Annotated in this window: 20 protein-coding genes; 7 read left to right on the top strand and 13 right to left on the bottom strand. The window is 37.6% G+C overall.

What is annotated here, in order from left to right; translation table 11 throughout:
• Nucleotides 1-56 precede the first annotated feature (56 nt).
• Nucleotides 57-383, bottom strand: coding sequence for a HesB/IscA family protein (locus PN450_RS14895; protein WP_271836781.1), 327 nt, complete (start codon nucleotides 381-383; stop codon nucleotides 57-59).
• Between the two features lie 41 nt (nucleotides 384-424).
• On the opposite strand from PN450_RS14895, the gene PN450_RS14890 reads away from it, so the two are divergent.
• Entirely contained in the window at nucleotides 425-556 is a 132-nt protein-coding gene (locus PN450_RS14890) for a hypothetical protein (RefSeq protein ID WP_271836780.1), read from the top strand.
• Here PN450_RS14890 and PN450_RS14885 read toward each other — a convergent pair.
• Together PN450_RS14885 and PN450_RS14880 are read right to left on the bottom strand one after the other, a co-directional pair.
• Nucleotides 535-951, bottom strand: coding sequence for a cupin domain-containing protein (locus PN450_RS14885; RefSeq protein ID WP_148766981.1), 417 nt, complete (start codon nucleotides 949-951; stop codon nucleotides 535-537). The genes PN450_RS14890 and PN450_RS14885 overlap by 22 nt on opposite strands.
• Nucleotides 952-1,185: 234 nt before the next feature.
• The gene (locus tag PN450_RS14880) at nucleotides 1,186-3,036 is read right to left on the bottom strand and encodes a phosphodiester glycosidase family protein (protein WP_148763561.1); all 1,851 of its coding nucleotides are present in this window, start codon (nucleotides 3,034-3,036) and stop codon (nucleotides 1,186-1,188) included.
• A gap of 1,282 nt (nucleotides 3,037-4,318) precedes the next feature.
• Here PN450_RS14880 and gltB point away from each other — a divergent pair.
• Nucleotides 4,319-9,031, top strand: coding sequence for a glutamate synthase large subunit (gene gltB, locus PN450_RS14875; protein ID WP_271836779.1), 4,713 nt, complete (start codon nucleotides 4,319-4,321; stop codon nucleotides 9,029-9,031).
• A 524-nt stretch (nucleotides 9,032-9,555) separates the two neighbouring features.
• On the opposite strand, the gene PN450_RS14870 is transcribed toward gltB, so the two are convergent.
• The 3 genes from PN450_RS14870 to PN450_RS14860 all read right to left on the bottom strand — a co-directional run bounded on the left by PN450_RS14870 (nucleotide 9,556) and on the right by PN450_RS14860 (nucleotide 12,216).
• On the bottom strand, nucleotides 9,556-10,503 hold the full coding sequence (locus tag PN450_RS14870) for a polysaccharide deacetylase family protein (protein ID WP_271836778.1): 948 nt from the start codon (nucleotides 10,501-10,503) through the stop codon (nucleotides 9,556-9,558).
• 316 nt (nucleotides 10,504-10,819) lie between these two features.
• Nucleotides 10,820-11,188: an EamA family transporter gene (locus tag PN450_RS14865; RefSeq protein WP_015078111.1), complete on the bottom strand. Its 369-nt coding sequence runs from the start codon at nucleotides 11,186-11,188 to the stop codon at nucleotides 10,820-10,822.
• Between the two features lie 83 nt (nucleotides 11,189-11,271).
• On the bottom strand, nucleotides 11,272-12,216 hold the full coding sequence (locus PN450_RS14860) for a glycosyltransferase family 2 protein (protein ID WP_041457486.1): 945 nt from the start codon (nucleotides 12,214-12,216) through the stop codon (nucleotides 11,272-11,274).
• 41 nt (nucleotides 12,217-12,257) lie between these two features.
• On the opposite strand from PN450_RS14860, the gene PN450_RS14855 reads away from it, so the two are divergent.
• Nucleotides 12,258-13,790: an ArnT family glycosyltransferase gene (locus PN450_RS14855; RefSeq protein WP_271836777.1), complete on the top strand. Its 1,533-nt coding sequence runs from the start codon at nucleotides 12,258-12,260 to the stop codon at nucleotides 13,788-13,790.
• A gap of 88 nt (nucleotides 13,791-13,878) precedes the next feature.
• On the opposite strand, the gene PN450_RS14850 is transcribed toward PN450_RS14855, so the two are convergent.
• The gene (locus PN450_RS14850; RefSeq protein ID WP_271836776.1) at nucleotides 13,879-15,123 is read right to left on the bottom strand and encodes a glycosyltransferase family 39 protein; all 1,245 of its coding nucleotides are present in this window, start codon (nucleotides 15,121-15,123) and stop codon (nucleotides 13,879-13,881) included.
• A 5-nt stretch (nucleotides 15,124-15,128) separates the two neighbouring features.
• Nucleotides 15,129-16,715 carry a hypothetical protein gene (locus PN450_RS14845; protein ID WP_271836775.1) on the bottom strand — a complete coding sequence of 529 codons (1,587 nt, stop codon included), beginning with the start codon at nucleotides 16,713-16,715 and terminating at the stop codon, nucleotides 15,129-15,131.
• Nucleotides 16,716-16,891: 176 nt separating this feature from the next.
• On the opposite strand from PN450_RS14845, the gene PN450_RS14840 reads away from it, so the two are divergent.
• A complete protein-coding gene (locus tag PN450_RS14840) occupies nucleotides 16,892-17,500 on the top strand; it encodes a Uma2 family endonuclease (RefSeq protein ID WP_271836774.1) in 609 nt (202 codons plus the stop codon).
• A 25-nt stretch (nucleotides 17,501-17,525) separates the two neighbouring features.
• On the opposite strand, the gene PN450_RS14835 is transcribed toward PN450_RS14840, so the two are convergent.
• Complete coding sequence (locus tag PN450_RS14835; protein WP_271836773.1) at nucleotides 17,526-18,848, bottom strand: hypothetical protein; 1,323 nt, start codon at nucleotides 18,846-18,848, stop codon at nucleotides 17,526-17,528.
• A gap of 310 nt (nucleotides 18,849-19,158) precedes the next feature.
• On the opposite strand from PN450_RS14835, the gene PN450_RS14830 reads away from it, so the two are divergent.
• From PN450_RS14830 to PN450_RS14820, 3 genes are all read left to right on the top strand, one after another.
• Nucleotides 19,159-19,332 (top strand): hypothetical protein, encoded by a 174-nt coding sequence (locus PN450_RS14830; protein WP_271836772.1) that lies wholly within the window; start codon nucleotides 19,159-19,161, stop codon nucleotides 19,330-19,332.
• A complete protein-coding gene (locus PN450_RS14825) occupies nucleotides 19,333-19,563 on the top strand; it encodes a hypothetical protein (RefSeq protein ID WP_271836771.1) in 231 nt (76 codons plus the stop codon). It abuts the gene before it with no gap.
• Nucleotides 19,564-19,749: 186 nt separating this feature from the next.
• Nucleotides 19,750-20,592 carry an HAD-IIB family hydrolase gene (locus tag PN450_RS14820; RefSeq protein WP_148763545.1) on the top strand — a complete coding sequence of 281 codons (843 nt, stop codon included), beginning with the start codon at nucleotides 19,750-19,752 and terminating at the stop codon, nucleotides 20,590-20,592.
• 134 nt (nucleotides 20,593-20,726) lie between these two features.
• Here PN450_RS14820 and PN450_RS14815 read toward each other — a convergent pair whose 3' ends face one another.
• From PN450_RS14815 to PN450_RS14800, 4 genes are all read right to left on the bottom strand, one after another.
• Nucleotides 20,727-21,482 (bottom strand): SDR family NAD(P)-dependent oxidoreductase, encoded by a 756-nt coding sequence (locus PN450_RS14815; RefSeq protein ID WP_015078118.1) that lies wholly within the window; start codon nucleotides 21,480-21,482, stop codon nucleotides 20,727-20,729.
• A 37-nt stretch (nucleotides 21,483-21,519) separates the two neighbouring features.
• On the bottom strand, nucleotides 21,520-22,356 hold the full coding sequence (locus PN450_RS14810) for a sugar phosphate isomerase/epimerase family protein (RefSeq protein ID WP_271836770.1): 837 nt from the start codon (nucleotides 22,354-22,356) through the stop codon (nucleotides 21,520-21,522).
• A gap of 108 nt (nucleotides 22,357-22,464) precedes the next feature.
• Nucleotides 22,465-23,586: a DegT/DnrJ/EryC1/StrS family aminotransferase gene (locus PN450_RS14805; protein WP_148763543.1), complete on the bottom strand. Its 1,122-nt coding sequence runs from the start codon at nucleotides 23,584-23,586 to the stop codon at nucleotides 22,465-22,467.
• A gap of 2 nt (nucleotides 23,587-23,588) precedes the next feature.
• A complete protein-coding gene (locus PN450_RS14800; protein ID WP_015078121.1) occupies nucleotides 23,589-24,011 on the bottom strand; it encodes a secondary thiamine-phosphate synthase enzyme YjbQ in 423 nt (140 codons plus the stop codon).
• Nucleotides 24,012-24,013: the final 2 nt, after the last annotated feature.

The following is a 24,013-nucleotide window of genomic DNA, read 5'->3' as shown; positions in this document are numbered from 1 at the left end:
CCAATGACCAATGACCAATGACCAATGACCAATGACCAATGACCAATGACCAATGACTACTGACTAATAGAGAAAGAATTGCCACAGTTACAGGTGGATGTTGCTTGGGGATTATGAAAGCGAAAACCGCCACCTGTCAAATCTTCTGAATAATCTAGTGATAACCCAGTGATGTAATTTAGGCTTTGTGGGTCTATAACTACGCGAATATCATCCAACGCTAAAACCCGATCTTGAAATTGGACTGTGGTATCAAAAGCCAGATCGTAAAACCAATCAGCACAGCCTCCAGATTTCACTCGCAAGCGAAATAAGGTATCTGATGGTTGTTTGGATTTTAAGCGCCCGATTTCATTAATGGCTGCTGGACTCAAATGAATCATGGAATTTTCTTATTAGTCAGTGGTCAGTAGGGGCGAAGCATTTGCAAGATAAATTATCGGTCATTGCCAAAAATAGTTCTCCAAATGCTTCGCCCGTACAGTTGTCAGTGGTCAGTTGTAAAAGAATATTTCTCTCCCCCTGCTCCCCTGCCTACTTTTCCGAACGGGCATAATCATCTTGATAGCGAATAATATCATCTTCTCCGAGATATTCGCCATTTTGGACTTCAATCAAAATTAAGGGAATTACACCGGGATTTTCTAACCGATGAGTTGTACATTGGGGAACATAAGTAGATTGATTATTGCTTAGTAAAATTTCTTGATCACCACAAACTACCTTAGCTGTACCGGAAACAACAATCCAGTGTTCACTGCGGTGGTGGTGCATTTGTAAACTGAGGCGATGTCCGGGCTTGACTTCAATTCGCTTAATTTTATATCCACGCCCTTCTTCCAAGACTGTGAACGAACCCCACGGACGTAATTCACCAGCAGCAATACTTCTAGAATTAATTGTTGGTTGCAGAGTGAGAGTATTTGGGGCAGTTTCTGATAATTTAGCCATAGTTACCTCAATTGGAGACATAACAAACCTGTTTTTAGTGGGAACAGTTGATGGAAAAGGGGGCCAGATTTAGCCACTTTGATAAAGATAGCAAAACTCACCATTGACTGGTAAAGTCCCTTGCTTAAAGTAATATGTCCACACAAAGTCTTCATCAAAAAATAATCTCTTTTGTTGGTGGTCAGTTGTCAGTTGTCAGTGGTTAGTGGTCAGTTGTCAGTTGTTAAAAATTCTCTATTGCCTCTTTGGTGATATAAAAAGCCCAATCCCATTGTGAACACGGGCTGCTGTATTGGGGGAACGGTCAAGTAACTGACCGCCTAAATAAAGACTGGTAGAACTACCACCATCTAAATTTAAAGCATTGATACAACCCATTGTTTGCATTAATTTTGCTTGTTCCTCCAAGGTTGGACCACCACCACCAGCCCGATTATGTACAGCAGCAATCATCAGATTACCTCTGGAAGTAGTACAAATACTGCTACGAACTGCTTGACCTTTCATAAAAGCAGGGCTGAATGTTTCTGCTGGTCCGTCCAGGACTATTTGCCGATTTTGGACTAATAGGGGACCTGCACCCATAATGTGGGGGTAGCGACTAAATTCAGGTGTGGTGGTGTTGCTGGTAAGGGAAACTTTTGTCCCCATGGGTAATTGTGGTGTCTGATTGCGGAAGATGAGGAGATAACCATTTTGGGGAATGGGAATAGCAGTTATACCACTTTTATCACCTGCTAACTGATTAATTACTTGATTGTTTTCGACAACTACGATAATTTCATTATCAGCTAAAGGTGTATAAGTATTTCCCCATACTGGAGTATAACGAGCAATACCGCGTTGGACATAGCCAGTATTCAGTAAGGAAATGGGTAAACGTTGATTATTGTTGGTAATTAAGGTTTCTGTGAGGGTCAGCCGACCAAAATAAAATTGTCCGTTATTATTCCAAGCGATCGCTCCCCGGTTGAGAATTGGACCGGATATCCATTGATTATCTCGCCGAATTGCCCCTAAAGGTAATTTATTATTGCGGTTAAAATAACCACCATTAATTGCGGCTACTGCTAAGTAATTTTGAGCAGTTAGCAACAAAGGGGCAGTCCCAGTTAATGTTTGCGGATTAGTTAATATAGGCTTAATGCTTAATCCTATAGCACGAGGGTTAATATCTAGCCAAACCACAGGAAAGCGATCTGTTCCTAAAGTTACCAACTGCTGTCGCCATTGTAATCCCTGCGCCCAAGCAATAGTTTTTTCTACCATTGCATCAGGTTGAATATCAATAACTAAGCGATTTGGTTGGGGAATAGTGCTAACTTGTAGAGACTGACCAAAGGGAACGCTCAACCGGACAATTGTTTGATTATTCACCACTTCCACTTTTTGAATTATTGATGCGGGAATAGGCGGTGTAGTGGGTTGAGAGTTATAGCGTTGTATTAAAGCCGGATCAGCAGTACCATCTAGGGTGAGAGTCCATTCTCGATTGGGTGGTGTGGTAGATTTAGGGATAATCTCATCAGGATCTACTACTTTTTTAACTGGTAATTCTTGTCGAATTTGCCAAGGGGTCGCTATATCTAAATCGAGGACAACTCTATCTCCTTTTGGTTGTTTACCGAGACGGATATTTTTCAGTTGAGAAGGGGGAGTAGAAATTACTAAAGTGCTACCATTAGCTTGAATTTGCCATTTAGCTGTTTGGGCTAATTGAGTAATATCTAAATAGCGATATCCTTCGCTGAGATTAGTATTGAGAATGGGGGGATTTGTCAAGCCAGAAAACCACTGTACTGGTTGTTTGCCAGGATTACTACTATTGAGTAAATCTATCCCCATTAATTGCTTAACTGCGCCATCACTCAGATAAGTTTGTCCTTTAACGGTGGTTGCTGTTGGTTGTAACCATGCTCCTGGTAAGGTGCGTCCATTGAGAATAATTTGATTACCAGCACTAACGGCACTGGGAACGGGAGTTGGTAAACTAGGAGTATTTTCAGCAAATACCCTATAAGTAGCAGTCAAACACAGCGCTGTTGACAGTAGCGGTAACACAGAATTGAGTATTTTCAGAATCATAAAACCTCGCGGTAAGCGGGAAACTCAGTGGCTTGGCTCCCTGAGAGGGAAGGGACACGAGCGGTTTTAACCGCAGTGGTATTTTATGCTAAAATGAGATTGTGAGTAGGAATAACTATCTACGTGTTGAAACATCCTAGTATCGGAGAAATCCCGGCTCCCGTGAAACAACGGTTAGGTTTAAGTCCTAACGGCAGTAGGACGAGAAAGAGCGATTAATGGCAGGTTGTGGAGCGTACCGGATCTTGGCTGAGTGATGGCCTCTGAAAGCACCAAAATGATAAAAGTAGCTAGAAACCTAAGCTGGACTTAGAGTAACTAAGTAGGCGTTGTTTGACGAACGCAGCGAGAATTAGACTTTGGGTACTCCCTAATCTCAATCTGTCAGCAGAATCTCAGCAGCTAAAGCCTCTGAGAGTGTCAATGACTCGGTATTTGGGAACGTGATTATGCAAAACCCAGCGATTAGAAATCGCGGCTACGCAGGCAAAACCCACCTTCGTGGGTTAAAAACCTTGATTTTTCATTAGTCCACGTATCCCTTAGGAGACCGCAGGAATAGGTGGACTTCGTTTGTGTAGTAGCGAATTATATTCGCCATAAACTTTTCAAACATCCTCTAACGAAAATTTATCAGAAAATTTAAAAAATAATTATCTTTTTTAGAAATAACCGTGATAATATTTATTTTGGGTCTTTGTCTCTTGTTCAGAGTAGCAAACAATTATCGTGCTAAAAATACTAGCTAAAATTGTTTTAAATAATACAAATCACTTAGAGACTGCCATGATACTGTTAGGGGTTAAAGGTGAAATTCGCACACCCTATCCTCATCTCTAAAATTTTGGATTTTGGGGTTTGAATCTAAAATCTAAAGTTCCTGTGGTTGCCAAGGAATAAACAGCCAAAATACAGGAAAAAACAGATATATTTTAGGAATTGTCAAATGGGCATATAGTGAAAATAGACTAATTTTGGTGAACTATCAGTATCAGCCAAGAATAGGAATAAGCAAGTATGGTGTAAGCCATCAGCAAAAAAACTGCAAACTTCAAAACGATTGAATTTACAGGTTCTTCTGGATTAAGGTAGTTTTTTAACAGTGCATAAACAAATAAAAAATAAATAGGCATTGGTAGCACAGCTTTGACTAAATGTCAAGCTAAAATTGTTATCCCTAAACTTTGGTAATTATGTATTTTTTATCCAGTGCCAAAACTGAGAAAATTTCCCTCTAAGCAGTAATAACAACATCTGTACCTCAACATTTCAGGAATAGAGTATGAATCATCAACCATCAAATCAGGGTCAGCAAATTACAGTGTCAGATACTAATTTTCCAGATACATATCCAGGACAAAAGTGGCTAGTAGAAGAAAGGGATGCTTGTGGAGTCGGGTTTATTACCCATCGTCAAAATATTGCCAGTCATGAAATTCTGGCTAAAGCCTTAACTGCTTTAACTTGCTTAGAACATAGAGGTGGTTGTAGTGCTGACCAAGATTCTGGTGATGGTGCGGGGATATTAACAGCGATTCCTTGGGAATTATTAGCACAGGAAAATAGTAATGCAATTGATTTTTCTCATCTGAGTAATATGGCTGTGGGGATGATATTTTTTCCCCAAGACGCAACAGCCGCCAAAGCTGCTAAAACTGCATTTGAGCAAATCGCAGCAGAAGAAAAATTAAATATACTGGGCTGGCGAGTAGTTCCAGTGTGTCCAGAAGTATTAGGGGTGCAAGCTAAAGAAAATCAACCCCAAATAGAACAGGTGATCATTTATTGTGCTGATAAAAGCGGTGATGAACTAGAAAGAGAATTGTATATTGCCAGTAAACGCATTATGCAAGCGGGAAGAAGAATTTCTGAGGATTTCTACATCTGTTCCTTGTCTAGCCGGACAATTGTTTATAAAGGCATGGTGCGTTCCGCTGTCTTGGGGGATTTTTACGAAGATCTCAAAAATCCGGCTTTTAAAGTGGCATTTGCGGTATATCATCGCCGATTTAGTACCAATACCATGCCTAAATGGCCTTTAGCCCAACCCATGCGGCTATTAGGTCACAATGGAGAAATTAATACCCTATTGGGGAATATTAATTGGATGATGGCACGGGAAGCTACCCTTAGTCATCCGATTTGGGAAGATAGGTTTGACGAACTCAAGCCATTGGTAAACGTTAATAATAGCGATTCCGCTACTTTAGACAATGTACTAGAGTTATTGGTGCGTTCGGGACGCAGCCCCTTAGAAGGGTTAATGATGATGGTTCCTGAAGCTTATAAAAATCAACCTTCCTTGGCTGAATATCCCGAAATTGTGGATTTTTATGAATATTATAGCGGGTTGCAAGAATCATGGGATGGACCTGCACTGTTAGTATTTAGCGATGGTAAAAAAGTTGGGGCGACATTAGACCGCAATGGTTTAAGACCTGCACGTTATGTCATTACCAAAGATGATTATATCGTTGTTGCCTCCGAAGCTGGAGTTGTAGATTTCCCGGAAGAGAATATTCTCGAAAAAGGTAGACTTGGACCTGGACAAATGATTGCGGTGGATTTAAATACCCAGGAAATTCTCAAGAACTGGGAAATTAAACAACGCATTGCTAAACAGCATCCCTATGGGGAATGGTTGCAACAGCATCGCCAAGAATTGAGTAAATTAGTGAAGGGTCAGTCTGTAGTTAATGGCAATGGTAACGGTAATGGTAATGGGCATTTGTCAACGAACAACGAACAACTGACCACTGACAAAATTGATCCCCAAGTCTTATTACAACAGCAAATTGCCTTTGGCTACACCATAGAAGATGTGGAAATGGTGATTCACCCCATGGCCAGCACTGGTGCGGAAGCAACTTTCTGTATGGGAGATGATATTCCTTTAGCGGTATTGTCAGAAAAATCCCATTTGCTGTATGACTATTTTAAACAGCGATTTGCTCAAGTTACCAATCCAGCAATTGACCCTTTACGGGAAAAGTTGGTGATGTCTCTGACGGTGGAATTGGGTGAAAAGGGGAATTTATTAGAACCCAAGCCAGAATACGCCCGCAGACTCAAGTTGGAGTCTCCTGTACTGACTCAAACAGAGTTGGAAGCTATTAAGTTGTCAGGATTTGCAACGGCTGAATTGTCAACTTTATTCCCCATAGCCACAGGCCCAAATGGTTTAAAAACGGCTGTGGAATCTTTGCAAAAACAAGCTGCGGAATCGGTGCGGGCTGGTGCGAAGATTCTGATATTAAGCGATGCCTTCGGCGGGCAGAGCCAACGCATAGGTACAGGCTTGGCTGCTGAATATACCTATATTCCCCCTCTATTAGCCATTGGTGCGGTTCATCACCACTTAATCCGTGAAGGGTTACGGATGAAAACATCCTTAATTGTAGATACAGCCCAATGTTGGAGTACCCATCATTTTGCTTGTTTGTTGGGTTATGGTGCTGGTGCGGTTTGTCCCTATATGGCTTTAGATACTGTAACTGCTTGGTGGGCTGAACCCAAAACCCAACAGTTTATGCAGAGGGGCAAAATTGCCACTTTGACTTTAAACCAAGCCATTGAAAATTATCGCAAAGCTATAGAATCGGGTTTGCTGAAAATCCTTTCTAAGATGGGAATTTCCCTACTTTCCAGTTATCAAGCAGCGCAAATATTTGAAGCTATTGGGATTGGTGGTGATTTGTTGGCTTTGGGTTTCCGAGGAACAACTTCCCGCATTGGTGGTTTAAGTGTGAGTGAGTTGGCACAAGAGGTGCTATCTTTCCACAGTAAGGCTTTCCCAGAATTGACGGCGAAGAAGTTGGAAAACTTAGGTTTTGTGCAATACCGTCCCGGTGGTGAATACCACATGAATAGCCCAGAATTAGCGAAGTCGCTGCATAAGGCTGTCAATGGTAAGCAGTATGACCATTATGAGGTTTATAAACAACATCTGCAAAATCGTCCGGTGACGGCGTTGCGTGATTTGCTAGACTTCCACAGCGAGCGCTCATCAATTCCAATAGAAGAGGTAGAGTCAGTTAGTAATATTGTTAAACGTTTCTGTACCGGGGGAATGTCTTTAGGGGCGTTATCACGAGAGGCACATGAAACTTTAGCGATCGCTATGAATCGCATTGGTGGTAAATCTAATTCTGGTGAAGGTGGAGAAGATCCGGTTCGTTACAATGTTTTAAATGATGTGGATAGGGCTGGTAAATCTGCGACGCTTCCTCATCTCAATGGATTAAAAAATGGTGACACGGCTGCAAGTGCCATTAGACAAATTGCATCGGGACGGTTCGGCGTTACTCCCCAATACTTAGCTACAGCCCAACAATTAGAAATCAAAATTGCCCAAGGTGCAAAACCAGGAGAAGGTGGACAGTTACCAGGACCCAAGGTAAGCCCCTATATTGCCATGTTGCGCCGTTCTAAGCCCGGTGTAACTTTGATTTCTCCACCACCACACCATGATATTTATTCCATTGAAGACTTAGCCCAGTTGATTTTTGACTTGCACCAAATTAACCCGAAAGCCCAAGTTTCGGTGAAATTGGTCGCAGAAATTGGAATTGGCACAATTGCGGCAGGTGTGGCTAAAGCTAACGCCGATATTATCCAAATTTCGGGTCATGATGGTGGTACTGGTGCATCACCGCTTTCTTCGATTAAACACGCAGGTAGTCCCTGGGAACTGGGTTTAACAGAAGTACATCGGGTCTTGATGGAAAATAGGTTGCGCGATCGCGTCATCTTGCGTGTAGATGGTGGTCTGAAAAGCGGCTGGGATGTCCTGATTGGGGCGTTAATGGGGGCGGAGGAGTTTGGGTTTGGTTCGATAGCCATGATTGCGGAAGGCTGCATTATGGCGCGGATTTGCCATACTAATAATTGTCCTGTGGGGATAGCTTCTCAGAAGGAAGAATTGCGGAAACGGTTTACCGGCATTCCTGAACACGTTGTCAACTTCTTCTACTTCATTGCGGAAGAGGTGCGGAGTCTGTTGGCTAAATTGGGATATCGTTCTTTATCAGAAGTAATTGGCCGCGCTGATTTGTTAACGGTGCGTTCTGAAGTCAAACTGAATAAAACCCAAGCTTTGAATTTGGATTGTTTAACTAAACTACCAGACACAAAAACTAATCGTAGTTGGTTAGTACATGAAGAAGTTCACAGTAATGGACCAGTGTTGGATGATCAGTTACTAGCAGATGCAGATATTCAAACGGCAATTAAGAGAAATGGCACAGTTAGTAAAACCGTTACCGTCGTCAATACCGATAGAACCGTCGGTACAAGGTTAACTGGAGCGATCGCATCTCGACATGGTGACAACGGCTTTACAGGGCAAATAAACCTGAATTTCCACGGTAGTGTGGGGCAAAGCTTCGGCGCATTTAACCTCGATGGTGTGATTCTCAACCTGGTAGGGGAAGCTAACGACTATGTAGGGAAGGGAATGAACGGTGGGGAAATTATTATTCAGCCCCCAGCAAATGCCACTTATGACCCAGCAGAAAACGTGATTGTGGGGAATACCTGCCTTTATGGGGCGACTGGTGGGGTGTTATTTGCCAATGGTTTAGCTGGAGAACGGTTTGCGGTGCGGAACTCTAAAGGTACAGCCGTGATTGAAGGGGCTGGTGATCATTGCTGCGAGTATATGACTGGTGGTGTGATTGTTGTTCTGGGTAAGGTTGGCCGCAACGTGGGTGCAGGAATGACCGGCGGATTAGCTTATTTCTTGGATGAAACTGGTAATTTCCCTGATTTAGTTAATCATGCCATTGTCAAGGTGCAACGAGTTGTGAGCGATGTGGGCAGACAACAATTGTATGATCTCATTAAAACTCACGAGCGTCGCACTGGTTCACCTAAAGCCCAGGAAATTATCGCCAATTGGGCAGAATATTTACCTAAGTTCTGGCAATTAGTACCACCTTCTGAAGCTGATAGTCCCGAAGCAAAAACTGAGGAAAAACAGTTAAGTTCTGTGTAATTTGTCTGAATCAGGATTTACAGGATTTACAGGATTTAATGAAATACTTTGTTTGTATTCATTCTGTTTATTCTTTAATCTTTTTTGTCTGAATCAGGATTTACAGGATTTAAGGATTTACAGGATTTAATTAAATACTTTGTTTGTATTTATCCTGTTCATCCTTTAATCTTTTTTGTCTGAATCAGGATTTACAGGATTTAAGGATTTACAGGATTTAATGAAATACTTTGTTTGTATTCATTCTGTTTATCCTTTAATCTTTTTTGTCTGAATCAGGATTTACAGGATTTAAGGATTTACAGGATTTAATTAAATACTTTGTTTGTATTTATCCTGTTAATCCTTTAATCCTGGTTATCCTGATTCAGACATTTTTCTTTTCTGTATTTATCCTGTTAATCCTTTAATCCTGGTTATCCTGATATGGCTTGCGCCACGCTACGCTATCAGACATTTTTCTTGTTTGTATTTATCCTGTTCATCCTTTAATCGGTGGTTATCCTGATTCAGACATTATTTATTTAAGGTTTCTTGGGTTTTTGAGGTTTTTGAGATTTTGTTTTATTCTGGGCAACTAACTGTGGATATTGATCTTGCATTTCTAACAGTTCGGGAACAGTGACAAATTCATAACCCTGTTTACGGAACTTGCTAATGATTTCAGGTAAGGCTGTGACAGTATGAGAACGATCACCACCACCATCGTGCATTAACACAATTCCACCAGGTTTAGCTTCCCTAAATATATTGTTAATTAATCTTGGTATACCAGGACGAGCATAGTCCATGGAATCAGCAGACCACATAATAATGGCATATTTATTACTTTTGGCGTAAGCTGCCACCCCATTACTCATAATCCCTCCTGGTGGCCGGAACAGGCTGGTTTTCACCCCTGTAGTTTGATAAATGATGTCTCCTGTATTAGCAACTTCGTAAGCCGCTGCCTGGGCATTCATGTGATGATACCAATGATGCCAGGTATGGTTAGCGATAATATGACCTTCTGCAACTACCCGTTTTGTTAAGTCAGGATAAGTTTTGACATTTTGGCCAACAACAAAGAATGTGCCTTTGATCTTATTTTTTTTGAGAATATCTAATACTTTTGCCGTACTATTAGGCCAAGGTCCATCATCAAACGTTAAGGCAATAACTTTTTTTCCTGGAGGAAGTTTAGCTTCGCTAATCACAATCCCTTGGAAGTTAGATGGTACATCAGTAGCAAACCCTTTGGCTTGTGCTTCTTGTTGCCAACTGGTGAGCATTTCTGTTTTAAATTCCTCTAACCGCTGCTGAGTTTTGACATTAGCAGCAATATCTTTATTTTTAACAATGACGTTTTGGTTTTGAGCATCAGAGATTTTCGCTTTGAATAGAATCATCAAAGCAATGCTTAAAGTACCAGTTAGTCCAATTAATCCAATTAATATTCCCTGCGTTCCCAAAAATGACTTATTATTTTCCACAGTGTAACTCCTTCAAGGGGTGAGCAACCAATGATGGTAGTGATGGCTCTGACGGTAGGTTATAACACATTTTTCTAAAAATTGAGGATGTATTTAGGTATTCACGTATATTGTGTCGCTTGGACTCATGATTTACTATTAAAGAAAAAGTTATTTTTTCCTCAATGCCATGAGTAGTTAGATGATAATTAACTGAATATAGTTTCTCACTTGTGAATGATATTTGGTAGTTACGTTAGCTACTATTCTAGCCTTGAACAGATATATTCTATCACCGATTGATGACTTTTCAATGTTAGTTTATTTTGTCTTGAGTTTATTTTTTCCAAACTACTAATATCACCCCAGTGACAATCAAACCTAATCCAAAAACACGGGTTAAAGAAATAGGTTCTTTTAAAATAAAGTAACCCAGGAATACAGAAAATATATAACCAACTGATACGGCTGGTGCAGCAACACTCAGATTGACTCTGGTTAGTAGTAAGATATAGGCTACTGCACCAATACCATAACAGGTTAATCCTAATAAAAGTTCCGGGATGGTGATCATGTTGAGAATGAGACTAATAATATTCCCTCCATGCACTTTACCTAATTTGATTGCTCCCATTTTTAAAGAAAATTGTCCTGCTACACTGATGAGGACGGAGATTAACAGTAAAATAAATTCTGGTATTGACACTGAATATTACCTTAACTTTATTGATTGAATATTATGCTTTGGTGCAATACCTTTGCCTCAAAATCAAACCAGATTTTTATATTTCAGGTTTTTGTAAACCCTCCAGTTTCTTTTAATGTATAAAGAGGACGACCTTTTACTTCTTCGTATATTCGGCCAATGTATTCACCTAAAATCCCAATACAAATTAATTGAACTGAACCTAAGAAAAACATGGAAATTGTAATTAATGTGTAACCAATTAAGTGAGATACTGGGGCAAAGATTCGCCAATAAAGCACTAATATTATCATAATCATAGCGATCGCAGCGGAGATAATCCCTAAGTAGGTTGCTAGTCGTAAAGGAACTGTGGAAAAAGAGATAATACCATCAATTGCTAAAGATAAAGATTTACCAAAAGTATATTTTACATCTCCTGCAAAGCGAGGGTTTCTTTCAAAAAGTACAGAGGTTTGTCGAAAACCTACCCAAGCACGTAAACCGCGAATGTAGCGATTGCGTTCAGGCATAGAATTCAATATATCTACTACTTGTCTATCCATTAAGCAAAAATCTCCTGTATCCACAGGAATATCAACTTTAGCCAAGCGTCGAAGAATGCGATAAAAAAGATATGCTGTCAAGCGTTTTAGTCGGCTTTCTTGTTGACGAGATATTCTTTGAGCATATACTACTTGGTATTCTTGATGCCATTTTTCGATCATTGTTAAAATTAGTTCTGGTGGATCTTGGAGATCGGCATCCATAACAATGATACATTTGCCTTGGACAAAGTTCAAACCAGCGGTAACGGCGATTTGATGCCCAAAATTTCGGGCTAGACTGAGGTAATGGACTCGATTATCACGATGATGTAATTCGCGCATCATCTTTAAAGAGCGATCGCGGCTACCATCATCAATTAAAATTAATTCTACATCACCGTCTAACTGTTCCATGACATGATGTAACCTACGATACATCTCAGTGATATTTTCTTCTTCGTTATAAATGGGGATAACTAGGGAGTAGATAGGCTGATTCATCATCATAATTAATAATTAAGTTTATTTAACATTTAATAATAATGCGTTCATTCTCACAAAAAGAATACTTTTTCGGCTTACTTTTGGCATCTTTAATTTTATGGTTGATAGGTTTGGGTAATTTACCTTTACGAGATTGGGATGAAGGCACTTATGCTATAGTCGCTAGAGAAATTTACCGCACGGGTAACTGGCTTTATCCTACTATACAAGGAGATCCTTTTTTATTAAAACCACCTTTAATGCAATGGTTAATTGCTATTTGCTATCACATAGGAGGAGTGCAAGAATTTACTACTAGATTTCCGGGAGCATTTTTAACAGCTTTAGGAGTTCCTTTACTTTACTTAATTGGACGTTTAGCTTTTAGAGAAAATTTACCAGCTTTATTTTCGGCTTTGGTTTATTTAACATTATTGCCTGTGGTCCGTCATGGGAGACTGGCAATGTTAGATGGGATGACTATTTCCTTTTTCTTATTATTATTATTTTGTGTTCTCAAAGCGCGTCATGATAAAAAATATGCTCTTGGTATCGGGTTTTGTTTGGGTTTAATTACTCTCACAAAGGGAATGTTGGTGGTAGTTTTGGCAGGAATAGCAGGTTTATTTATTCTTGCTAATAAACAATTAGCATTATTAAAAAATCCATTTCTATGGATAGGAATGCTGTTAGGGAATTTCCCTGCTATTGCTTGGTATTTTGCCCAATGGCAACATTATGGCAATATTTTCTTAGAAGTGCATTTTCAATCTCAAGCTTTTGATAGACTGGGAAAAGCTGTGGAAGGGAATACTGGTCCGGTTTGGTATTATTTACTTGAAGTCATAAAATATGGTTTTCCCTGGTTATTGTTTTTGCCAGGAGGTTTATATTTAAGTTGGAAAAACCGTGATACTGCTTGGGGTTGTTTAACTCTGATTGGCACAATTGTTTATTTTGCCATAGTTTCTTTAATGGGGACGAAATTACCTTGGTATATTATGCCAGTTTATCCATTTTTAGCTTTAGCAATTGGGGCTAATTTAAGTTATATTTGGCAGGGTGGGAAGTTTAGAAGTAAGTTTTTGACGGGATTTTTCGGATTTTTAATTATTGTTGGTTTAGCGGGTTGTGTTTATTTTATTATGTTTGATAAGCAGCCATTGTTAATTGTTATGAGTATTATTTTAGCAATAACCATGGTAATAACATCATGGTTAATTAATCAGCATAATCGGCAATTTATTTCTGTTTTATTGACGGGAATGTATTTAGTTTTAGCACTATTGATGAGTTCTCAATCATGGATTTGGGAGTTAAATGAAAAATTTCCTGTTGTCCCAGTGGCAACATTAATTAAGGATAATGTGCCACCAGGAACACAGATTTATACTTCTTTTCCTGATAGTCGTCCTAGTTTAGATTTTTATAGTGATTGTAAGGTTATTCCTGCATCTATTGCCGATTTACAAGATAAGTTTGTTCATAAATCTTATTTGTTGGTGGATAATGAGAATTTGCAGAAAATGAATTTAAAGCAGAGTAAAATCATAGGAGAAGCCAATGGTTTTAACTTGATTGCTACGAATTAATTTTACCAAGCAGCCATATTTTTTACTGCTTTGTAAATAAATAAACTTTGGTTTCACCATTAATTAAAATAAGTTTTTAGTTGATACTCTAAGCCACCCAAAGATCCCGCGCAAAACGCACGGAGAAGTGTCCTAACAAGATGGCAAAAAAGTACATAATTGGGTATCCCCAACGAGGATAACGCTCAAGTAATAAACCAAATGCTATTGACAGCGATATAATACCATAAGCGTAGCGTTCCGCAGATGCTGTAATCCCCGTATTTAAAATTAATGCCAAGGAAGAAAACCCATAAACAACCGTAACCAGGGGAATTTTATTCCGTGATAACCATAGTAAATAAATCCCACCAAAAACCAGTATTATTTTAAATATTTCATCACCAGTTAATAACCAAAGCAATAGCCATAAAAAATATAATCCATAACGGAATTTCCTATTACCTAGTTTCAGGCGAAAGTGCCATAACAAACAGCCACAAATAATAATTATTAAGAATAACAATGGATGTAAAGGCTCTTTAATATAGCCAAACTCCCAATTAGTAAAACCTACCGTAATTTGCATTAGCATTTTCCACCAACCCTGCAAAGCAAAACCTGTTGCATCACCACGCCATGCTTTTTGTGCATGAATGAAAGCTAAAGCATCACCAAATTTAAGTTGACAATAAAGACTATAAAGAATAATACCTAAACCAGTAGTTAAACTGGCAATATAGGCTTTTATGTCTCTATTCTCTTTCCAAGAAACAAACAGAAAAGCTGGTATTAGTGCCACTCCTGGTACTCGTGTGGCAGTAGATAATACACCCCAAAAAGCTGCCCAAATATATTGTTTTTTTTCAAAAGCTCTTAATGCGGCTATGGTACACAATAAAAATAGCCCTTCAGTGTAAATTACGGTTCCATAGAGGGAATAAGGACACCATGCTAAGGTCGCTGTTGCCCATCTGGCTGGTTTTTGACCATAAAGTTCCTCTACCCAAAAATAAAGTACAATTAAGGCTGATAAAAATGCTATGTTGTTCACCAAAGTGCTGGCAACTTTAAAAGGTAAACCAATAGTCATTACCGCACGAGTTAATAATGGAAATAAAGGAAAAAATGCTACTGTATGAATTTGCTTGACATCACTAGAAAAATCATAACCAGAAGTCACAATTTTCTCATACCAATAACTATCCCATGCGTGTAAAACATCCCAACTAAATGTGACAGCTATACCATTTTCTGGGACTGGAATTAAAGGGGCAATTATTAACATAGCAACTAATATTAGAAGTCTGCTAGATAGCCACATTGCAATGGGAAACTTATAATTTTTTCTCATAATGATTATTTGGAAACAGAATATAAATAATATTGCTCATCATAATTAAAGCCTTTTTTAAATTCCTTAATAGGAGAAATCTTTAATTCAGGATGATTAATTTTTAATGGGCTGTTTAAAATCAAAAGGATAGGTTTTGATTGTTTTTTAATAATTTGGCTAAGTTGGCTTAAAATTTCCCCATGATCAACTTCTTGACGTTGAGTAGTAAATAAGACAAAACTACTTATCTTTTGTATTTCTGGATAATAAATCTTGCGATTAATATAACCAGAAATGGGGGACATTGTATAATCTCTACTACCGACAATAGAAATATCATTTAAATTATCTTTATATTGCTCTTTAATATATACAGATGTTTCCTTACTAGATGAAAAAGGAATAATCATGTCTCTACTAAAAGCAAATATTCCTCCTGCCATTTGCACATATAAAATGAACATAATCACAGGTAAATAATAAGGTTTTGTCCATTTAATAGCTTGGATAATATGAGTTTTCAAACTGCGGTGAAATAATTGTAAAAATAAAGATGTTTTAGAATAATAACTAGAAAGCCAAAGGCATACAATCAGTAAAATGTATAAATGTCCATAATGACGTGGAGCGCCTATAAATTTAATGTATGTGAAAACAAGAATTTCAATTGTTCCAAAGCAGTATAGAAAAAGAATAATCGGTTTTTTGATAAATGATATTGTAAAAAATCCGAAAAATGCTAATGAAATAATGGAAAAGAAAAATAGGCTTAATTGTTGAGATTCACCTGGAACTAGAATCATAATATAACTATTCCAGATTCTGGCTAAAGTTTTAGTCAAGTGGTTAAAATCAAAGTTTAATGTAACTCCTGATAAACCTCCAGCTAAGTTACTATCTTGAGGAGGAATCAGTTGAATCAAGGAGATAGTAATTCCAGCTAAAACAATTAAACTACTTAAAATAATATCATATTTCTTAGCTAAAAGGTTTTGATTTAAAGGTGTTTGTAAAATGTACTCTAATGCGAGAGTTATGCTGAATGCAAAAGCTAATAATAAACAATAAGCGTTTGAATTAGCCATTAAAAATAAAATTATTGCAAGTTTAAGATAACTCTGTTTTCGGGTAGGATAGATAGTACAGAATAAAAAACATAATAATAACCCAATTGCATAATTTCTACTAATTAATAAATATTCATAAAAAGGAATATATCCCAAACAAAATAACAACTTTTGTGAATAATTAAATGGTGAATATCGGGTAAATAAATAAACAGATGCTGTAGCTAAACATAGATGAAATATTTGCATAATCACAGGGTTACTTGTGATTTGTTTTAAAATACTTAAACAAATATACCAAACAAAAGGATGTCCTTCATAATGAATGTTATGAAATAATTCAGATAATGATTGACTATCTCTAACAATAAGCCAAACATTTAATTCATCACGCCACATAGCATGATTAAGAATAGCAGGTAAGCCAATTAGAAAAAATAAAGTAGTGAAAATATTACTAAAAAAAATGCTGTTTTGAGTGAGTTTTTCCCAATAAAAATTTATATTTCTGAATAAACCTATAGTCATTATTTTTCTTTCCATATAACTTGATAATTTAATTTTTACGTATTATCTTACTAACCTAGTAAAATTTACCATACTTTGGTTGAATCTCTCATGCAACAGATGAAAAGTATTAGAAACTTAATAGATAAAAACTTAATCAATAATTATTACTGATATGTTAAACTAACAAACATCGCTTTCTGATCAAAAATATGCAATTAATAGCAAAGCAATATTACACCCCAGAAGAATATCTGGAACTAGAAGCAACTGCTGACTACAAAAGCGAATACATTGACGGACAAATCACTGCTATGGCTGGTGCATCTATAAATCATAACCGGATTACAGGTAATTTTTCTGCTGCACTAAATTTTGCCTTTAAACAACAAGGCAAATATGAGGTTTTCAACAGTGATATGCGTCTATGGATACCCCAAAGATTAATATACATTTATCCAGATGTGATTATTATTGCAGATGAGCCAGAATTTTTCAATAATCGCACAGATACAATTACAAATCCCCAGGTAATTATAGAAGTATTATCTAAATCTACCAAAAGTTATGACAGAGAAGATAAATTTGCAGCTTACAGGACAATTCCCACTTTTCAAGAATATCTGTTAATTGATCAAAACCGAATTCATGGAGAACAATTTTCCAAAACTGGGAAAAAAAGATGGAATTTGCGTGAGTATGATGAAGAAGATGAAAACATATCTTTGGAAACGGTATCTTTTGAGATTTCCTTACAAGATTTATATAATAAAGTTAAATTTCCTCATATAAAATCCGCAGTCGAAAATTCTACATCCTGATATTCTCCACTTTAAATATTTCCTCCTATCCTACCCAAATTTCTTGAGCAAAACCTATTGCCAATTTACCAAGTAAGGTGATAAACAAACCCATAACTAAATAAGCTTGACGCGGATAACGAGATAAGCAGATACCAATAGCTGCACTCAGAGGAACGATTCCATAACCAAGACGACTTAAAGAAATTGTGCCACCAGAGGCTAAAAGTAAACCAATACCACAAAAACCATAAACTACCATAACTGGAGTTAGTTGCTGACGGAAATACCATAAAAGGTAGGTACTACCTAATATCATAGATACATTCAGTAAATTATTTATTAATCCCTGATCGGCAATTATTAATGATAATATGATTATCGCATAACCAGCATAGAATATCAATGGATTAAAATATTTTCGCCAATAGAATAAACAAGAAGAACTAATTACAATTAAACCAAAAAATAGCGGATACCAAAAGTCTTTAATCCCGCCTTCATCATTCTCAACCCAACCAAAATACCAATTGTTGCCAAAGGGAATTTGCATAAACATATTTAACCAACCTTCCCAATCAAAACCTAAGGAAGGCCGCCATCCTTTTTGTGCAGCAATAAAGGCTAAAAAATCATTAAAATTCAATTTACAATAGACACTAAATATTAACAACCCTGTGGCAGATAATAAACCTGCAATATAGGCAGTTAATGGTTTATTTTGTTTCCAAGCAGTAATTAAAAATGTGGGAATTAATGCCATACCTGTGGGACGTGTTGCTGTGGCCATTGCCCCACAAATTGCTGTCCAAACATATTGTTTTTTATCAAAGGCACGTAAAGCAATTGTACTCAATAACAAATACAATCCTTCTGTATAAATTACCCCTGTAAATAGAGACATAGGACAGTAAGCCATGACAGAAATTGTCCAATGGGCTGCGCTGATACCACATTGTTTTTTCACCCAAGAATATAAAAAATAAAGTGTTCCTAGAAATGCTAAATTATTGATAATTAATCCAGCTAATTCAAAAGGAAACCCGAATTTCATGAAGATAAAAATGCTGACAGGAAATAGGGGGAAAAATGCCAAATTATGTTGCTTGCCATCATCAATAAATTCGTACCCTTCAGTGGAAATTGCTCGATAATGGACACTATCCCAAGCATCAAAAATTTCCCAGCCAAAATGAGGCGTAATCCCATCTTGTAATGCTGGTAAATTGGGGGCAATCAATAACATAGCAGTCCCAATAAATATGCGACTCACAAGCCACATAGACGCAGGAAATAAGAAATCATCTGTCCAGATAAATTTGGTGATGGCTGCGACGAGCGTAGATATCGCCATTTGCGCTTTAACCATAGGCTTATGCTTTTTTCTGACTTTGAGATAATGACAATGTTAGTTTTAACTGTTTTGCTTACATCCCCACCCTCAATGTACTGATATCGTGGGGATGTAAGCAAGTCAAAAACGAAACGTCTGGATAATTAATTTTCAACACGTTGAAAGAAATTATTTGGACAGTTGAGTTTTTGACAACTATATTTTATTTATGCCAAATTATCAATGTATTTCTCGACAAAGTCAGCAACTATTTGTCTGTATTGAGAATATCAGTGATGGAATTAGATAATAGCAGTATACTATAGATAAACCAAGGGGGTGATTGATGATGGCATTACGGAGAGCAACTTTCCGACTATATCCAAATAAACAAGTCAGTGAAATGTTGCACTACCACCGCCAACTTCACAAAGATTTGGACAACGCTGCTGTATCCAACTGCATTACTTCATCTAAAAAGTTTGGTAAATCTGTTTCTTACTTTGAGCAACAGAACTAAATGGGTCAGAAACAGGTAAAACCATCTCAAACTTGTCCAAAATGTGGGCATCAAGAAAAGAAGAGTTTAGCCGCAAGAACCCATGTTTGCCCAGGACTATTTCATTCTTATTTAACCCGCCTCCGAATGAATTCTGATAGCTTGCGTGGCGAAGCCATGTTTAATAGCAAAAGTCGTCTCAAGACGACTAAAGGAAAGTTTATAGTGAATGTGGGCTATAATAGGATGTAAAATATAAAGTCTTTTCGCCCGAATCTCACAAAAAATAAAATAATATGTATAGGAATAATATTTGAGTCCTGAAATTATTTGCGTAGGTAGGTAAGATGCAAAAGGCATGAGGTAAAAGGATTCTAGGCGATTCAGGTGTACCGGGTGTTTTTCAAAAATCAAATATGAGTCCTATATAAGCATTATATGAAATATTGCAAACATAATATAAAACTGTTACCTTTTGTCCCAGAACCAAAATACGTTGTTTTTACAGATTTTGATGAAACTTATCTTGCTCATCAAAATAGAGAGGATTATAAAAATGATCTCAAAGAACTTGAGGAGTATTTATTAAATGAAACATATCAGAAACAAATCTTTTTTGGTTGGGTTACTGGTAGTAGTTTAACTTCAGTTTTTGATAAAATAAATAAATGTGGTTTGACATTATTACCTCATTTTATTGCTAGTAGTTTAGGGACTGAACTAATCTACTTCAATCAAAACCAATACGCTGAAAAAGATAAAATATGGGAAAACAATCTCATGAAAACTGGATTCTCTGAGAATTTAGTTAATAACTTAGTTAGTTTTTTAAAATTAGATAATATACATTTGACACCACAACCTCAAATAGCAGATTGTCCTTTTTTAAAAAATTACTATTACCATCAACAAAATGATCTAATTGATAATCAGGCAATTTTGAAGATAAAAGAGTTAGTGAAAAAAGCTGGTATTCAAGTAAATATTAGTCAAGCAAATCCTTTATCTGGAGATCCAAACAATTGCTATGATGTTGATTTTATCCCATCAGGGACAGGTAAAAAACATATAGTTAATTTTATTTTACAGCAGACAAATGTAAGCTATCAAAACTCCATAGCTTTTGGGGAAAGTGGTAATGATATTGAAATGCTGCAAACTGTTAGACATGGTTATTTAGTTGGAAATGCAACCAGCGAAGCTAGGAAATTACATTTTCAAATAGCAGAAAATGAATATGCTAAAGGAATATTATCTGTATTAAAAACACTTATTAAATAATCAAGAGTCATGGGTCAGAATGTTTGATATATTACATCCCACATTCCGCAATTATGAAACGCCATATTTTTGGTATTTTTTGTGTAATCCTGAAAAAGCTGAATTGTTTATAACTCAATCAGTCTTAATCATATTTACATAAGAGTAAAGCCACCGTTAATACATAAATATTGCCCTGTAACAAATCTGGACTCATGACTGGCGAAATAAAGCACTGCTTCAGTAATATCCTGTGGAGTACCCCATTGCTGCATGGGAATTCTGACTTGGTAAGCGTCTTTTTTTTCTTGAGGAACGTTTTCATGGCGTTCTACGGGTATCCAACCGGGAGCAACTGCATTAACTGTAATACCAAAAGGCGCTAATTCGGTGGCCATGCTGCGTGTAAATCCCAGTTGTCCATTTTTGGCAGTAACGTAAGCACTGAAGTTATTAACTGAGCGGAAACAAACGTCACTACTAATATTAATAATTCGTCCCCATTGTTTTTGTTTCATGGAGGGTAAACAAATACGAGTTAATAAGTAGGGACTTTTGATAAAAAAATCCAGCATGGTTTGGAAATCTTGCCAGGTGTATTCCTCAAAGGGGATCTGGGGTTGGTTTCCTGTGGCATTTAACACCAAAATATCTACTGCACCCAGTTGAGAGGCGATCGCTTCATAAATTGCTGCTACATCTTCTTCTTGGGTAACATCCCCACGAACCAAAATAGCTTGGCAACCTTGTTGTTCAAGTTCAGCTAAAGCCTGTTTAGCCCGTGATTCGTTATTGCTGTAATTGATTGCTACCTTAGCACCTGCTTGTCCCAATTTGAGAGCGATCGCTTTCCCTAAACCAGCAGAACTTCCTGTAACTAAGGCCACATGACCATCTAAAGAAAATGACATTTAATTGCTAACCCCTGATGAAAATAATGAAATAAACTTAGACAACGGCAAATTTTTGTAATACTTGAGACAAGTTATTTAAACTCTCTTTCGTTCCCTGCTCAACATCTGATGTTTCTTCATATTCAACCACCCAATATCCCTGATAACCTGCATTTAATAGTTCTTTAATAATCGGTTCCCAGACAATTTCTCCCTCTCCAAAAGCACAGAATTGAGGACTACCATTAACCCATTGCACATCTTTCCAATGACTATAATTTACCCAAGGAAGAATATAGCGGAGTGCCATCAAAGGATCAGTTCCCTGATTCAAAAAATTAGCGGGATCATAGTTAATACCAACAGCAGGACTTTTAATACCTTCCATCATTCTGGCCACTCTTTGTCCGGTTGCAGTTGGTCCACCATGATTTTCAATCGTTATTTGAATTCCTCGTTCTTCGGCGTAGTCACCGATTTTATTAAAAGCATAATGCAACAGAGGAAAAACATCTGGGAGAATATAATCATTTCTGTGATCACCAGACAATAATCTGACAAATTTTGCCCCTAATTTTTCAGCACTATCAACAAAACGCTCTACTCTTTTAGTTTCTGTTTCTAACTCATTTGCATCTGAGAGTGTAAAATTATTTCTTCCTGCTATACAAATAATATCTACTCCTGCTTCTTTAGCCCAATCAGCAATTTTAGATACTGCTTGATCATCACCATCATGTAAAAGATGTTTGGGTGCTTGGGGATGAGCATTCACTTCTACTGAACGAATGCCTTGGTTAGCTATCCAGTGGAAATATTCAGGTAGTTCCACTTCTCTCCAGCCCCAAGCAGCACAGCCAATATTTAGTGAATTAATGTTAGACTTTAGCATATTTTAGATTTTGGATTTTAGAAATGATGTGTATAGCTTAGAGGGTAAGCTGTCGTGCATTCAAAATGCACAACAGCAAGTCAAAAGTGAAGAAAATTTGAGGCTTATTTATTGATAGAATAACTTAATGTTTTCACAAACTTGCTCAAGTTCCTGAACGGTTAGTCCTGGATAAATAGGTAAACTCAGGATGCGGCTTGCTTGCATTTCTGCGATAGGAAAACTCCCTGCTGGATAGCTTAATTCTTTACCTGCTGTAGATAGATGAATTGGCACTGGATAATGAATTGCTGTACCGATACCGCGATCGCTCAAAAATTGACGCAATTGATCACGCCGTTCAGCTTGAATAACAAAGGTGTGGTAAACGCATTTTTCCCACTCTCGTTCCCATGGCATTATGATTTGGGGAATACCCGCAAGTTGACTTTGGTAATAGTGAGCATTTTCTTGACGTTGCTGTGTCCATTCCTGGAGGTAACGCAATTTAACTAACAGAATAGCTGCCTGTAGAGTATCTAAGCGAGAATTATGAGACCACATCACACAGTCATCACGAGTTCGTAAACCAATATTCCGCATAATTTTTAACTGGTCATACAGTTCGGAATCATCCGTTACTATTACTCCTCCATCTCCACAAGCATTTAAGTTTTTCAGGGGGTGTAAACTGAAACAACCCACTATTCCCAAAGAACCTACTCGTTGACCTTGATACTCAGCCAGTACAGATTGGGCGGCATCCTCCACTACAGCTATTCCATTTTCCTGGGCAATATCTAAAATTGGTTTCATGTTACAAGGTCTTCCCGTCAGATGTACAGGGATAATTGCCTTTGTTTTGGGAGTAATAGCTGTGGCGATTTTAGTTGGATCAATATTGTAATCATCGCCCACATCAACGAATACAGGTTTAGCACCAAGTATGCGAATACAGGTAGCTGAAGCCACGAAAGAATTAGGGACAGTAATAACTTCATCACCAGAACGAATACCAAGTGCTTTGAGTGCAAAAATTAAGGCATCTGTCCCAGAATTAACACCAACTGCATAACGAACGCCACACAATTGAGCAAACTGACGCTCAAACTCTGCAACTTGCTCGCCTAAAATAAAGTTGCCATCATCAAGGACTTCACCCATTGCTGCTAGTAACTCAGACTTTATGGCAGCGTGTTGACTTTTAAGATTAACGAAGGGTATTTGATTAATGGTTAATAGTTGTGACATTTTTAATATCCCAATATATTGATAACGACTTCACGGATGTAACCAGACTGACGATGTTCCCAGATATAAATATCTTGTAAACGTCCTAGCTGCAAAAGACCTTGAGCAATCGGAACTTGTTCAGAGGTATGGGTAAGGGCAGAGCGAATATGTGCCGGCATATCATCTAAACCTTGTCCGGCTAAAAGATATTGACCATTTTCGGGAACTAACTTCGCAAAAAAGGTTTCCACGTCGGGTTTGGCATCCTCTTCTTGAATCAATAAACTGGCGGAAGTATGACGGATAAAAAGGTTACAAATTCCTGCTGTAATTCCTGATTCTGTAATGACTGCTTGGACTTGGGGCGTAATTTGACATAGAGATTTACCAGTAGTTTGTACCTTGATTGATTGTTGGTCAAGTCTTATAGATGAGTTGGTCATTT

Source organism: Dolichospermum lemmermannii CS-548, assembly GCF_028330815.1.
Taxonomy (GTDB): Bacteria; Cyanobacteriota; Cyanobacteriia; order Cyanobacteriales; family Nostocaceae; genus Dolichospermum; species Dolichospermum lemmermannii.
This window is presented reverse-complemented; position numbering and strand designations above follow the sequence as displayed.